At 67.7% G+C, this 13,212-nt stretch carries 12 protein-coding genes; 5 read left to right on the forward strand and 7 right to left on the reverse strand.

Features of this window, described 5'->3' with window-relative positions; genetic code table 11:
• Positions 1–2: 2 nt before the first annotated feature.
• Positions 3–2,138, reverse strand: a complete 2,136-nt coding sequence (locus NMQ11_RS13290; RefSeq protein WP_255168934.1) for a DUF6259 domain-containing protein — start codon at positions 2,136–2,138, stop codon at positions 3–5.
• Positions 2,139–2,421: 283 nt separating this feature from the next.
• On the opposite strand from NMQ11_RS13290, the gene NMQ11_RS13295 reads away from it, so the two are divergent.
• Genes NMQ11_RS13295 through NMQ11_RS13305 form a run of 3 tightly spaced genes read left to right on the forward strand, consistent with a single transcriptional unit; the run spans position 2,422 to position 5,145 of the window.
• Positions 2,422–3,507, forward strand: coding sequence for a dipeptide epimerase (locus tag NMQ11_RS13295; RefSeq protein WP_255168935.1), 1,086 nt, complete (start codon positions 2,422–2,424; stop codon positions 3,505–3,507).
• Positions 3,504–4,589: a serine hydrolase domain-containing protein gene (locus tag NMQ11_RS13300; protein WP_255168936.1), complete on the forward strand. Its 1,086-nt coding sequence runs from the start codon at positions 3,504–3,506 to the stop codon at positions 4,587–4,589. The genes NMQ11_RS13295 and NMQ11_RS13300 overlap by 4 nt, the downstream gene beginning before the upstream one ends.
• Before the next feature lie 49 nt (positions 4,590–4,638).
• Positions 4,639–5,145 (forward strand): GNAT family N-acetyltransferase, encoded by a 507-nt coding sequence (locus NMQ11_RS13305; RefSeq protein WP_255168937.1) that lies wholly within the window; start codon positions 4,639–4,641, stop codon positions 5,143–5,145.
• A 52-nt stretch (positions 5,146–5,197) separates the two neighbouring features.
• Here NMQ11_RS13305 and NMQ11_RS13310 read toward each other — a convergent pair whose 3' ends face one another.
• The 3 genes from NMQ11_RS13310 to NMQ11_RS13320 form a co-directional block, all read right to left on the reverse strand.
• Positions 5,198–5,344 carry a hypothetical protein gene (locus NMQ11_RS13310; RefSeq protein WP_255168938.1) on the reverse strand — a complete coding sequence of 49 codons (147 nt, stop codon included), beginning with the start codon at positions 5,342–5,344 and terminating at the stop codon, positions 5,198–5,200.
• 240 nt (positions 5,345–5,584) lie between these two features.
• Positions 5,585–6,889, reverse strand: coding sequence for an RNB domain-containing ribonuclease (locus NMQ11_RS13315; RefSeq protein WP_255168939.1), 1,305 nt, complete (start codon positions 6,887–6,889; stop codon positions 5,585–5,587).
• 73 nt (positions 6,890–6,962) lie between these two features.
• Positions 6,963–7,253, reverse strand: a complete 291-nt coding sequence (locus tag NMQ11_RS13320; RefSeq protein ID WP_255170897.1) for a DUF7562 family protein — start codon at positions 7,251–7,253, stop codon at positions 6,963–6,965.
• Between the two features lie 94 nt (positions 7,254–7,347).
• Here NMQ11_RS13320 and NMQ11_RS13325 point away from each other — a divergent pair, with 94 nt between their 5' ends.
• The gene (locus NMQ11_RS13325) at positions 7,348–7,827 is read left to right on the forward strand and encodes an RNA-binding protein (RefSeq protein ID WP_255168940.1); all 480 of its coding nucleotides are present in this window, start codon (positions 7,348–7,350) and stop codon (positions 7,825–7,827) included.
• A 99-nt stretch (positions 7,828–7,926) separates the two neighbouring features.
• Here NMQ11_RS13325 and NMQ11_RS13330 read toward each other — a convergent pair whose 3' ends face one another.
• Positions 7,927–8,637 carry a DUF1028 domain-containing protein gene (locus tag NMQ11_RS13330; protein ID WP_255168941.1) on the reverse strand — a complete coding sequence of 237 codons (711 nt, stop codon included), beginning with the start codon at positions 8,635–8,637 and terminating at the stop codon, positions 7,927–7,929.
• 52 nt (positions 8,638–8,689) lie between these two features.
• Positions 8,690–10,201, reverse strand: a complete 1,512-nt coding sequence (locus tag NMQ11_RS13335; RefSeq protein ID WP_255168942.1) for a S8 family serine peptidase — start codon at positions 10,199–10,201, stop codon at positions 8,690–8,692.
• 221 nt (positions 10,202–10,422) lie between these two features.
• Here NMQ11_RS13335 and NMQ11_RS13340 point away from each other — a divergent pair, with 221 nt between their 5' ends.
• Positions 10,423–10,779, forward strand: a complete 357-nt coding sequence (locus NMQ11_RS13340) for a cell division protein SepF (protein WP_255168943.1) — start codon at positions 10,423–10,425, stop codon at positions 10,777–10,779.
• 129 nt (positions 10,780–10,908) lie between these two features.
• Here NMQ11_RS13340 and NMQ11_RS13345 read toward each other — a convergent pair whose 3' ends face one another.
• A complete protein-coding gene (locus NMQ11_RS13345) occupies positions 10,909–13,095 on the reverse strand; it encodes an elongation factor EF-2 (RefSeq protein ID WP_255168944.1) in 2,187 nt (728 codons plus the stop codon).
• Positions 13,096–13,212 lie beyond the last annotated feature (117 nt).

Below are 13,212 nucleotides of genomic sequence, written 5' to 3' on the forward strand. Positions count from 1 at the left end.
GCTCAGTCCACCCGTCGAAGCGAGAGGACCGCCGTCGAACACGCTTCCACGTCGAGGTCGACCGCGACCGTCTCCCCCCGAACCGCGAGCGCGGCGTCGACGTCCGATGGGGACTCGAGGTCGAGTTTACCCTCGAACGGGCGCTCGAGGTCGAGACGACACTCGTGATCGACGGTCGACCAGTTCGTGACCACGAGAGCGGTCTCGTCGGCCGAAACCCGCCAGTGGCCGGCCAGCACCGCCTCGAGGGCGACGTCGTAGCGGCCGTGGCGGTACATCTCCCACTCGACGGTGTGGGTCGGCACGCCCGCGACCGCGGGGTCCCGAAGGCGTTCGCCCAGGGTGATCGCGCGAGCGCGCCCCTCGAGCGCCTCGACGGCGCGACGGAGGTACCGCCGCTCTGTCTCGTGTTCGTCCTCGAGCAGCGCCTCGGCGACGTAGTGGCTGAGCCAGCCGAGCTGGCCCCCGAAGACGAGACACTGGGCGACTTTCGACCGGAACGCCGCGCCCGACTCGAGGTCGCACCCGAAGAACTGCCGGCCGAAGGTGGCGCAGTAGTCGCCGTACACCGCGGGAAACAGCGGAATCAGGCCGTCACGCGCGGAGTTCCACATGAGGTAGCCCGCGAGGCGATCCATGTACGGTTCGGCGTTGTTCTCGGTCGTCACGGCGAACTCGGGTCGGGTTTCGTCGGCGTCAGCCCGGATTCCAGCGAGGAGGTCGCGGTAGCCGTCGACGCCGTAGCTCCCCCCGCCTGGCGGGTGGCCGTGGTCCGTCGCGACGCAGTCCGGCGGCGCGTACGCTCCGAGCTGGTCGAGGTACACCGCACTCGCGGCCGTCTCCTCGCGGAGTTGGGTGACGACGTCCCGGATCGTCTCGCGCCACGCCGAAACGGCGGGACACATCGCGACCATCCGCTGGCCGCCGTAGCTCTCGTAGGCGAGCGCGCGATCGACCGGCTCGAGGCGGGCGCTCGCCACCCGCGCGGCGGCGTCCTCGAGCCCGCGGCGTCGCCACGTCTCGCCGTTCGGGTCGGCGATCCGGGCGTTGACGTACGGCATCACCCGGACGTCGTCGGCCTCGAGGGCGGCCACCGCCTCGAGCCACCCCTCGCGGGCCGGGAAGTAATCGGGATAGTCGACGTCGAACGGCCCCTGGTGCCAGGTGTACCAGTGGACCCCCGTCGGCACCGGGAACGCGTCCCGGAGGCGCTCGAGGAGGGCGAGGTCGCCCTCGATATCGGTCTCGCGCGGGGCGAGCAACCACCAGAGCCGACGCTCGAGGAACCACTCCGGAACGTCCCCCCGATCGGCGAGCGGTCCGGCGTCGGTCCAGCCGGCGCCCGCCGTCGCCCACCGGCGGTAGCGCCGGGCGGCGTCGTACCAGTCGCCCGCAACCGTCGCGGTCACGACCGGGTACGGAAACGAGACCGTCGTCGCCGGCTCGCCGACTCCCGGAGGTCGATGACTGATCTCGAGGCCGAGCGCGCCATCGGCGGGATCTGTCGCGAACGACTTGGGTCGGCCCCGCGGGTCGTGGGCCGCGACGTAGGCGCCGCCGTCGCCCCCGAGAACCGAGAGGAACTGCATGTTACAGCGGGCGCCGGGATACCGGGCCTCGTAGGTCGCGTCGTCGGGGTTCTCGAGTGGCTCCCTGACACACCGCCCCCAGCCGTCCGGCAGCACCAGTTCGGTGTCGCCGCCGGTACCGCTGTCGACGACCACCTCGTCGACGGCAGGTAGCGACACCGACTCGAGACTCGCCGCGACGCCGTCGACCGCGAGTTCCGCGCTCCAGGAGACCGCGCTGGAGCCGTCCTCGAGCCGTCCGGAGAGCGTCGTTGAGACGGTTCCCGACTCCGCTTCGAACTCGAGGGGTTCTTCGCGCCAGCGCAGGGTCACCTCGGCGCCCGTCGCGGTCGCGGTGCGGTCTGCGGTGAACGTCGCGCCCGCCCCGTTTGCCGTCGCGGCCACGCCGTCCGCGTCGCGGAACGCGGCCGTCCAGAACGCGCCGTCGTCGGCGCGGAACGCGACCCTTCGCTCGCCGTCTGCGAGAATCAGTTCCGAACCGCCGCCGCCGACGGTACACTCGAGGCCCTCGACCGAAACCGACACCGACTCGTCCGTCTGCGGAGCCATTTCCGGATCGTACGGAACCGAGGGTATAGTAGCCACTGAAAGTCACTGCACACTGCTCGCGGAGGCTCGCCCGAAGCCGCCCCCACCGCGCCGGTTTCGGGCGTCGCGTGCGAGCAGTGTGCAACCCGTTTCAGTTGTTACGATATCAGTCCCGGTGGAAGCGACAACCAGGTCGAACTCACCGTGACTCGTCCATTGTTGGGCCGGGATTCATAAGCCGACCCCGACAATCGCTCGCCATGCACGCACGTCCACGACGAACCGACCGCCGATGGGGGAAGCGATGATCGTCGACAGCGTCGACGTCTTCGAACTCGATCTCGCGCTGACCGACGCCTTCGAGATCTCGCTCGGAACCAAAGAACGGGCGGCGAACGTCCTCGTCCGCATCGAGACCGACTCCGGAACCGTCGGCCACGGCGAGGCCGCCCCGCTCGAGACGATCACCGGCGAGACCCAGGCGAGCGCGGCGGCGGCCGCACGAGCGGGGGCGGCGGTCCTCGAGGGCGGGGACCTCCGAAACCGGCGCGGCCTCGTCTCGGAGCTTCGGAGCGCGCTTCCAGGATCGGTCTCCGCGATTCTGGCCCTCGAGACCGCCTGCTACGACGCCTACTGTCGCGAGCGGGGGATCGCCCTGGCGGAGTGTTTCGGCGGGAAGCCGACGCCCGTCCGGACGGATATTACGATCTCGATCGTCGACGCCGAAACCGCGGCCGCCGAGGCCGAGGCGGCGATCGAGGGCGGTTTCGACGAACTCAAAATCAAGGTCGGCGGCGACCTCGCTGACGACCTCGCGCGCGTCGCGGCGGTTAGAGAGGTCGCCCCCGACGCCGCGGTCAAGGTCGACGCGAACCAGGGCTGGACGCCCAAGAAGGCGATCCGGTTCGCCGATCGGGCTCGCGCCCGCGACTTCGACCTCGAGTTGCTCGAACAGCCCGTCCACCGCGACGACATCGCGGGGTTGAAGCGAGTCACCGACGCCGTCGACGTTCCCGTCGCGGCCGACGAGGCGGTCTTCACGCCCGCCGACGCGACCCGGATCGCGCGCGAACGGGCGGCCGACGTCGTGAACATCAAGCTCGCGAAGTCGGGACTCACCGACGGTGCGGCGATCGCCGAGATCGCCCGCGGCGCGAACCTCGAGTGTATGGTGGGCTGCATGCTCGAGTCCGCCCTCGGCCTGCACACCAGCGCCCACCTCGTCGCCGGGCTGGGCGGCTTCGCCTACGTCGACCTCGACGGCAACCTCTCACACGCCGACCGGCTCACGGACGTCCCGCGCGGACCGGTGCTCGACGTCGAGGGGCCGGGTCACGGCATCGTCCCCGACGCGGACGTCCTCGCGGACCTCGAGGACGCCGGCCGATGAGCGCCGCGGGCGGAACGGAGCCGTTCGAGGTCGGGGAGACGGCCGACGCACCCCGCGTCCGGGCACTGCTCGAGGAGGGCCTCGAGCGGGAGCGTTACACCGGCGCGGTCGCGGTGTTCGGCGGACCCGACGAGCCGCCGGCGCTCGAGGCCGTCGGCCAGCCCTCGCCGACCGACGACCGGCCCGTCACGGGCGAGACGCCGTTCGACGTCGCCTCGCTCACCAAACCGATCGTGACGACCACCGCGTTCTTCCGACTGCTCGAGCGCGGCGACCTCACGCTGACGGATACGGTGGGCGATCACGTGCCGGCCCTCGAACGCCGGCGCCGCGGCGAGATCCCGCTGCACCGGCTGCTGACCCACACCTCGGGGCTCCAGCCGTACGCGTTTTCCGAGGAGTGGTCGAGCCGGGAGGAGGTTCTCGAGGCGCTGTACGACCGCCACCTCTTCGACCGGCGGATCGGCGACGGCTTCGTCTACAGCTGTCTGAACTACGTTCACCTGGCCGAGGTGCTCCGCCGGGTGACCGGCGACTCGCTCGCGGCCCTCGCCGAGGAGCACGTCCTCGAGCCGGTGGCGATGAGGGGAGCAAGCCTCGGTCCATACGATTCGCCCCCGTCGACGGGCGTGGTCGCGACCTACGACCGCGAGTACGACGGCCGCGGCGAGATCGTAAACGAGGTCCACGACCCGATCGCGAACGCGATGGGCGCCGAGAGCGGCAACGCCGGCCTGTTCGCCTCCGGCCTCGACGTCGCGCGGTTCGCGCGCTCGTTGCTGGCAGACGCCGGGGGCGCGGGGCGGGTGCTGTCGGCCCCGACGGTCGACTGCCTGGCGGTCCGGCGAAGCGGAACCGAGACCGCCTCGCAGGGCTACGGCTGGCGCGTCGCGACGGACCTGATTCCGGCTCCCCAGTGGTCCGGGCGGTCGATCGGTCACACCGGGTTTACGGGGACCTCGCTCTGGCTGGATCTCGAGGCCGGACGCTTCGCCTGTCTGCTCACGAACGCCGTCTACCACGACGTCCAGCTCTACCGGTTCCGCCAGCGCTACCACGCGATCGTACCCGCCCGCGGCTAACCGCCGGTCGGACGAAAACCCTTTTCGGAGTCGTCAGCGAACTCGAGTCGTGACGCGCACCCGAGAGATTCGACGGGCGGCGCAGACGGACGCCGCGGCCATCCGCGATGTCGCCCGCGAGAGCTGGCACGCCGCCTACGACGACCTGCTCGGGAGCGATACCGTCGACGCCGTCGTCGACGACTGGTACGCGATCGACCGCCTCCGGAGCGCAATCGGGGCGTCGAGCCACCACGTTTTCGTCGCCGGCGAGGTCGTCGGCTTCGGCCACGCCAGCCCGTGGGAGGGAGCCCCCGACGTCGCCCACCTGACGCGGCTCTACGTCCACCCCGCCTTCTGGGGCGACGGCGTCGGCTCGCACCTGCTCGAGCACCTCGACGCCGCTCTCGCTGGAGAGGGGTACGAGCGGCTGCGACTCGAGGTGTTCGCCGAGAACGACGTCGGCGTCGGCTTCTACGAGTCGCGGGGGTTCGACCGACTCGAGACGATCGAGGAGGAGTTTCTGGGTGAGACGTACGACGTCGCGGTCTACGGGCGGCCGATCGGCTCCGAGTGAGTACGAACGGGATGACTTCCGCCAGGAACGGCGCGGCAACCGGTACGGACGATCAGGTGTACAGGAGGTGAAGCGCCTCCCGTATGTGGTAGGTCGCCTCTCGATCGTCGCTGCGCGCGAGTGCCTTCTCGAGGTGGTGTTCGATTCGTCGGTGTTCGGAGTCACTTTCTTCGGTCGGCCCGCTGAACTCTGCACTCATGTCGTCTTCACCAGTAATGGTGATATCTAAAGGACATAAATCCTTCGTCGGGTCGCCGACATGAATCGGAACGAGTCGGGAAACGGCAGCCGAACGACTGGAACGGCGGTCTCTCGAGGGCTTCGCGTCGCGCGGTGAAACCGCGCGAACGGTATGCTGGACCTCTGGTCCCGCACTACTCAACTCTCGCTCTCCTCGCGGCATTCGCCGCTCGGTACGTCGAGGCCTCGTTCCCTTCGCTCACTCGGCCTCGCTCTCCTCAACCACCTCGATCCCCCGGTTGTTGACCGCCTGGGGGTCGAGGCCGACCTCCTGGAGGAACCCCTTGTACTCGCGTTCGCACTGCTCGGCGGCCTTCTGTTTGTCGCTCGCGCGATCGCACAGGGCGATGAGGTTCTCTGGCACGTCGTTCTGGTAGACGATCCAGTGGTTGATCAGGTCGCTAAGCCTTCGGATCGGGCTGGTGAAGTGGCCGTAGATCTCGAAGTTCAGCGCGTGGTGGCCGCCGAACGGGTCGTTCATGTACTTCGCCCGCGGCATCACCTTCATCACGGCCCACTGGATCTTGTCGAGCTGGCGACCCGGCGCGGTCTCGAGCGTGGCGTTGACCGCTCTCCGGGGATCGTCCCAGGTGTCGCCGGGGATCGAAACCCCGTCTAGCTCCTGGATCTCCTGGAGGGCTTTCGACCACTCGTCGGGGCTGGGCTGGGGGTGGACCCGGTACATCGCCTCGACCCCGCGGGACCACATCAGCTCGTGCGTGACGGCCTTGTTCGCCTTCAGCATGCACTCCTCGATGATGGTGTGGGCGCGGTCCCGACTCGGGTTGAGTACCAGCGAGCCGTCCTCCTTTCGCTGCTCGTGCATCCGGTCTGCGACCTCGTGAACCAGGACGTTCTCCTCGTGGAGGGGCGCGTCGGGGTCCTCGAGTCGCTTCTCGGCCTGGGCGTAGGTGAGCCGCTCGTCGGACTCGATGACGGACTTGTAGATGTCGATGGACTCGTAGGAGAGCTCCTCCTTGTCGAGGTGCATCTCGACGGTGTGGGCGAAGCGCTCCTCGTTGGGAACCAGCGAGCAGACCGACTCCGCGAGCACCGGCGGCAGCATGTGGATGGTGTAGCCGGGCAGGTAGACGGTGTTGCCCCGCTCGACGGCCTCGGCCCACATCGCCGACTCGGGGTGGACGTAGTGGGTCACGTCGGCGATGTGAACCCAGAGGACGTACTCGTCGTCGCGCTCCTCGATCGAGAGCGCGTCGTCGAAGTCCTGAGCGTCGATCGGGTCGGTCGTCCACGTCGTGAGGTGGCGCAGATCCGTCCGCTCGTCGTCGTCGATCCCCTCGCTGATCTCCGACTGGATGTCTTCAGTGCGCGCTTCGGCCTCCTCGAGCACCTCGGGCGGAAACCCGTCGCGGATCTCGAGTTTTTCGAACAGTTCCTCGCGTTTGTTCTCGAGGTGGCGGGCGAGTTCCTCGCTGATCTCGACCGGACCCTGTCCCTCGGCCGTACCGGCGGCCGCCTGGGCGTCGGCTGCGTCGTCGCTCATATCCTCGCCTACGAAGGTGAGCGTCAAAGACGTGTCGGGAGCGCTCGAGTCGGACGAACGAATCGACCGCCGATCAGGACTCTTCGAGCGGGCCGTACCGTTCCTCGACGACCGCCAGGTACCACGAGAGGAACTCCGCCTGGCTGCGCTCGCCGGCACCGACCTCGACGAGCAGCGCCTCGAGTTCGGCCCGCGAGTGGCGACACAGGTCGTTGTCGCAGGGTTTACACAGGTGTTCGAACGTCTTTCCCTCGCGGTCCCACCGGTCGCCGTACTTGTCGTACTCCCGGGCCCGGTCGCGGGCGAGCTCGCGACCGCAGGCGATACAGGTCACCAGCCGCTCGCGTCGCCTGGCACGCCACATACTGTCACCCTGTTCGTGTTCGTACTTAGCGGTTGCCACGCCACACCTCGCGGGGAGCGGGCGTTTTATAGCCGGACCGGTCGTTGGGCCGGGTATGCAGGTGAAATCACGCCACCACCTTCGCAGCGACGCCGTCTCGGACCTCGAGACGGCCATCGCCGAGAAGCTGGGTGTGACGCTCGACGGCGACAGCTACGAGCGCGTCGAGTTCGAGGAATCAGATACCGAAGTCGTGCTCGTCGACGGCGAGCCACACGTCACGTACTTCGACGGCGAGCCGTTTCTCACCGTCCGCGGCGCCAACGCCTACGAACCCGACCGCCGCGATGTCGTCGTCGACGCCGGCGCCGTCTCGTTCGTCAGCGACGGCGCGGACGTGATGCGACCGGGGATCACCCGCGCCGACGGCGAGATCTCTCCGGACGACCTCGTCGTGATCGCAGAGGAATCCCACGGAAAGATCCTCGCCGTCGGACGCGCGCGCGTCCACGGCTCGGAGATGACGGGCAGCGAGGGGAAGGTGATCGACTCGCTGCACCACGTCGGCGACGAACTGTTCGAGTTCACCGGCTGAGTTATCGACCGGAGTGAGCACCAGACGGGCTTCCGGGGGCTGTTCCGGCGCGACCCTGCGGATCGCAGTCGTGCCGAGAAACCGGCGCCGCAGACCGCATCAGGCGCTCTCGGTCGCCTCGAGCGAGTCCGACTCGTAGGCCTCCTCGTAGCGCGCCATCGCGTCTTCGTACCCCTGGCTCGCCAGTTCGTACGTCTCCCGGAGATCCGCGAGCGGCGTCTCCGTCGCGTCGACCCGGAGGTCGTCGTAGAACGGTGCCAGCTCCCGGTCTTCAGTCGTCCGCACGCGGACGGCCGCGCTCTGGATCGGTAACTCCTCGCGTTTGTCCCCGCCCTCCTCGTGGCCCGCCTCGAGGGCGTCGATCAGCCGTTCGGCGAGCGGCGCGTCCCCGCCGGCCTCGTAGGCGTCGGCGGTCGCCTCGAGCACCGCTTCTCCCGTCAGGAGGTTCCCCGCGACGGTGTAGCTCTCGCCCTCGCGGTGGCCGTACCACCCCTTGCACTCCTCGCCCGAGAACGCGAAGCTTCCCGAGGCGTCGACGCCGTGGAGCTGGCGCTGGGCGGCGCCGTCGTCGGCGTTGAGCAGCGCCTCGAGCGCGTCGTCGACGGCCAGTCCGTCGTCGATGTAGGCGATGCCGCGCCGGCCGAGGTCGACGTTGACCAGGCTCTGGGTCGCCACCGCCCCGTTTTCGCTCACGAACGGACAGAGCGTTCCCACGCCCGGCAGGCGGGTCGTGACCGCCACGCCGAAGCGGTCGTGGGTCTCGCCGTCCTCGCTCTCGTAGGTTTCGTGAACGCAGATGCTGAACGTCATGGGAGAGGTCACGGACTGCGTTCGCAAAAAAGGGCGCCTGGCGGCAGGACCGTCAGTAGCCGGTCGTCTCGCTCGCCTCGTTACCCGCCTCGTCGACGACCGTCAGGCGGACGCCGTCCGGATCGTCGCGCGTGCGGAGTTCGTGAGTCCCCGACGCACTCGAGCCGCTCACGGACGAGGACTCGCTCTCGAGGACGGTCGAGCCGTCGAGCAGCTCCGTCGTGACCGACTCGAGTGCACCGTCGTCGTCCGATACCGCCCAGTCGACGTCGGCGCTGGACCACGGGCCGTTTCCGGAGGCGTCGACGGAGAACGAGTCGATCATCGGCTCGGAGTCGATCGGATCGTCGTCGCCGTTGTCGTCGTCATCGTCGTCGTTGCTCTCGATATCGAGCGCCGCAGCGACGTTGAGCCGGCCGGCCCCCTGATCGGTGTCCGGGAGACCGATGTCGTCCGCCGCCGCCTTCAGTTCGTCGCGGACGTTCGCGGGGTTGGTTCCCGCGGCGATCAGGGTTGCAGCGGCGCCGGCGACGTGCGGACACGCCATCGAGGTGCCGGAGAACTCGGCGTAGTCGTCGCGCGGAATCGTCGAGAGCGTGTCGACGCCGGGGGCGGCCAGTTCGACCTCTGGTCCGGTCGAGGAGAAGTCCGCGAGGTCGTCGTTCTCGTCGGTCGCACTCACGGCGATAACCTCGTCGTAGGCGGCGGGATAGCCGACGCAGTCGGTACACGGCCCGGAGTTGCCCGCGGCCGCGACGAGGACGACGCCCTGATCCGCCGCGTACTGGACGGCGTCCTCGACCGCCGAGGAGCCGCTGTCCGCCCCGAGGCTCATGCTCTGGACGTCGTGGCCCTGGTCTGCCGACCAGACGATTCCCTCCGCGATGTCGTCGAACGTACCGCCCCCGTCGCACTGGAGCACCTTTACCGCGTGCAGCGTGACGTCAGGAGCAACGCCGAGGACGCCGACGCCGTCGTCGGCCGCGCCGACGGTCCCGGCACAGTGGGTGCCGTGGTCGTTGTCGTCGTCCCACTCTTCGAGACACTCCTCGATATCGTTGCCGCCGCCGAACGGGCCGCCGCCACAGCCGGTCGTACAGGCGGCGTCGTCGGTCGCGTACCCCTCGCCGAGGTTCGCCGCGAGGGTTTCGTGCTCGGCGTCGATACCCGTGTCGAGGACGGCGACGCTGACGCCGTCGCCGGTCTCGCCGTCGTCGATGGCGAGATCGGCCTTGACCGTCTCGATACCGTACGGCGTCGTCTGGCTGAGGGCGTGCATCCGTCCGTTGGGCTCGACGTACCGGACGTTGGGGTTGTTTCGCAGTCCGTCGAGCGCCGCCTCGGAAAACTGACCCGAAACCGCCCGGCCGATCGAGCCGAAGTCGAGTTCCTTGCGAACCGAGTCGGCCGCCCGCCGGGCCGTCTCGAGGCCGCTGTCCGGTTCGACGCCGACGATGTAGGCACCCTCGTCCGCGCCGGCGACCTGTCCTGCGAGCGCCGATGCAGCCACACCAGCCCCGACCCCCTTCAGCAGCGTCCGTCGTGAAACGTTCTCATTCGTCATGGTAAGCGACGACTACACTCATGCGGACGCGATATATAATAAATCCGTATATTATCCCAGGGAAAATACCAATAGAAAACACATATGAGTATACTAATACAATATAGCTACTGGTAACTGATAGCGGACGCCCGGGCGGTCCGCTCGAGGCGCGTATCGGTGTCTCCCGGGCAAGCCGTCTGACGTAAGAACTATACCGGCAGCGACGGTGGCTTTCGCCTATGGGATTCATGGACAAGATCGTCGGCGGCGGGCAGTCTCGAAGCACGGAGGAGTACGTCGAACTCGACCTCGACGACGCCGCCCACGCCTCGAGCGAGGCGGGAATGCACGTTCACATCGCCGAGATCGACGGCCAAGCCGCCGCGATAGACATCAAAGACGCCGTCTACGACGGCGACATCGTCATCGCGGACATCACCCGCCTGCGGACGAAAGACAGTACGACCGAACACATCGTCGACGAACTCCGCCAGGTCGCAAAGGAGGTCGACGGCGACATCGTCCTGAAGGGCGACGACCAGATCATCATCACGCCGACGGGCGTCGGTATCAGCCGGGAGAAGCTCGGTCGGTAGGGGATCGTCGCGGACGGCTAACGACGCTGAGCCGTCGCACATCGTACTGCTTCGGTCGTCGGCTGAGAGAGGAGCGGATGCTCCGGCAGCGCAACGTGAGAAGAGAAGAGAAGAGAAACCGAACCGGAGTTAGATGTAGTTGATCGACTGGGGGAGCTCGAGCTTCATGCCCTTTCGCTCGCGGATCTCCATGATCTCCTCGGTCTGCAGCGAGTCGGACATGACCTCGAAGCCGGCGTTCTCCGTGTTCCAGGAGGCCCGCCCCTCGGTCGCAGAGCGGATGTCGCTCGCGAAGCCGATCATCTCCTCGACGGGTGCGATACCCTCGACGACCATGAGGTCACCCTCCTGGTACATGTCGTCGACGCGGCCACGGCGACCCTGGATCTCGCCGCTGGCGGCGCCCATGTGGTCGTTCGGGACGTCGATGCGGACGTCCTGCATCGGTTCGAGCAGCTTGATGTGGCCGTCGATCAGCGACTTGTGGACGGCTTCGCGGGTCGCGGGGATCACCTGTGCCGGACCGCGGTGGATGGTGTCCTCGTGGAGTTTGGCGTCCTGCAGGCGGATGAGCGTCCCCTGAACCGGCTCGTTGGCGAGCGGACCGTTGTCCAGGGCCTCCTCGAGCCCCTCGATGAACAGCTCCATCGTCTCGTTCAGGTGCTGGATCCCCTTCGTCTCGTCGAGCAGGATGTTGGTGCCGTGGATGTGCTCGACGTTCTGGGAGTCGTCCTTGTGCATGCCGGCGTCCTGGAGCGCCTCGCGGCGCTCCTGTTCGGGCATGTCCATCGTCGCTTCGCCGAGTTTGAGGATCTCGACGAGCTCCTCGCTGAGCGGCTCCGCGGAGAGGTAAAAGCGGTTGTGGCGGTTCGGCGAGATGCCCTCGACCGTGTCGCTCGCGCGCTGGACGGCCTCGCGGTAGACGACGATCGGCTCGCCTGTGTTGACCGGGATGCCCTGGTTCTTCTCGATACGCTGGGTGATGACCTCGAGGTGAAGCTCACCCTGTCCGGAGATCAGGTGCTCGCCGGTGTCCTCGTTGATCGTGATCTGGATTGTCGGGTCCTCCTTGGAGACCTGGCGTAGCGTCTCGATGAGCTTTGGCAGGTCGTCCATCGTCTTCGCCTCGACGGCCTTCGTGATGACCGGCTCCGAGATGTGTTCGATCGACTCGAACGGCGTCATCTCGATGCTCGAGACGGTCGAGCCCGCGATCGCGTCGCGCAGGCCGGTGACGGCGGCGATGTTCCCGGCGGGAACCTTCTCGACTTCCTCGCGCTCGCCGCCCATGTAGATGCCGACGGACTGGACGCGGTTCTTGCCCGCGGTGCCCGAGACGTACAGCTCCTGGCCCTTCTCGAGGGTTCCCGAGAAGACGCGACCGGAGGCGATCTCGCCGGCGTGAGGGTCCATCCCGATGTCGGTGACCATGAAGACGACCTCGCCGGACTCGTCGACGAGACGCATCGTCTCGGCGAGTTCGGACTCGTCGTCGCCGCGCCAGATGCGCGGGATACGGCGGGGCTGGGCCTCGAGCGGGTTCGGGAAGTGCTCACAGACCATGTCGAGGACGACGTCCGACAGCGGCGTGCGCTCGTGAAGCTCCTGGCGTTTGCCGGCCTGCTCGAGTTCGATGATGTCGCCGAAGTCCATCCCGGTCGCCTGCATCGAGGGCATCGAGACGCCCCACTTGTACAGCGCCGAACCGAAGCCGACGGTACCACCCTCGACGGAGACGGTCCAGTCGTCGACGTCGTCCATGTCCTGGGTCATCCCGTCGATGAGGTCGTTGACGTCGCCGATGACCTTCAGGAGGCGCTCTTGCATCTCCTGGGGGCCCTCCTGGAGCTCGGAGATGAGGCGGTCGACCTTGTTGATGAACAGGGTCGGCTTGACGCCCTCGCGGAGCGCCTGGCGCAGGACGGTCTCGGTCTGGGGCATCGCACCCTCGACGGCGTCGACGACGACGAGCGCCCCGTCGACGGCTCGCATCGCACGCGTGACGTCGCCACCGAAGTCGACGTGGCCCGGCGTGTCGATGAGGTTGATGAGGTGGTTGGTGTCCTCGTACTCGTGGGTCATCGAAACGTTCGCCGCGTCGATGGTGATCCCACGTTCCTGCTCGTCTTCCTCCGTGTCCATCGCGAGCTGTTCGCCGGCAGTCTCGTCGGAGATCATGCCCGCGCCAGCGAGGAGGTTGTCAGAAAGGGTCGTTTTTCCGTGATCGACGTGTGCGGCGATGGCGATGTTCCGGATGTTCTCCGGTTCGTCCATCAGCCGTTCACACTCTTGGACGATCTTTTTGCGTCGGCCCATATACCCCCTACTATCGGTAGCGGGGTCAAAAGGGTAGTGTTTCGCCGCGAGACGAAATCCGGCGAGCGCCCGGTTGGACCGCCGAACACTCAATATCCAGTGAGTGACTGTCACACG

It is taken from the genome of Natrononativus amylolyticus (assembly GCF_024362525.1).
In the GTDB taxonomy this organism is placed as follows: Archaea; Halobacteriota; Halobacteria; order Halobacteriales; family Natrialbaceae; genus Natrononativus; species Natrononativus amylolyticus.

Bases quoted from the DNA above. Each gene is read 5' to 3' on its own strand.
- NMQ11_RS13290 (WP_255168934.1), bottom strand. From the start codon at position 2,138: ATGGCTCCGCAGACGGACGAGTCGGTGTCGGTTTCGGTCGAGGGCCTC.
- NMQ11_RS13295 (WP_255168935.1), top strand. From the start codon at position 2,422: ATGATCGTCGACAGCGTCGACGTCTTCGAACTCGATCTCGCGCTGACC.
- NMQ11_RS13300 (WP_255168936.1), top strand. From the start codon at position 3,504: ATGAGCGCCGCGGGCGGAACGGAGCCGTTCGAGGTCGGGGAGACGGCC.
- NMQ11_RS13310 (WP_255168938.1), bottom strand. From the start codon at position 5,344: ATGAGTGCAGAGTTCAGCGGGCCGACCGAAGAAAGTGACTCCGAACAC.
- NMQ11_RS13315 (WP_255168939.1), bottom strand. From the start codon at position 6,889: ATGAGCGACGACGCAGCCGACGCCCAGGCGGCCGCCGGTACGGCCGAG.
- NMQ11_RS13320 (WP_255170897.1), bottom strand. From the start codon at position 7,253: ATGTGGCGTGCCAGGCGACGCGAGCGGCTGGTGACCTGTATCGCCTGC.
- NMQ11_RS13325 (WP_255168940.1), top strand. From the start codon at position 7,348: ATGCAGGTGAAATCACGCCACCACCTTCGCAGCGACGCCGTCTCGGAC.
- NMQ11_RS13330 (WP_255168941.1), bottom strand. From the start codon at position 8,637: ATGACGTTCAGCATCTGCGTTCACGAAACCTACGAGAGCGAGGACGGC.
- NMQ11_RS13335 (WP_255168942.1), bottom strand. From the start codon at position 10,201: ATGACGAATGAGAACGTTTCACGACGGACGCTGCTGAAGGGGGTCGGG.
- NMQ11_RS13340 (WP_255168943.1), top strand. From the start codon at position 10,423: ATGGGATTCATGGACAAGATCGTCGGCGGCGGGCAGTCTCGAAGCACG.
- NMQ11_RS13345 (WP_255168944.1), bottom strand. From the start codon at position 13,095: ATGGGCCGACGCAAAAAGATCGTCCAAGAGTGTGAACGGCTGATGGAC.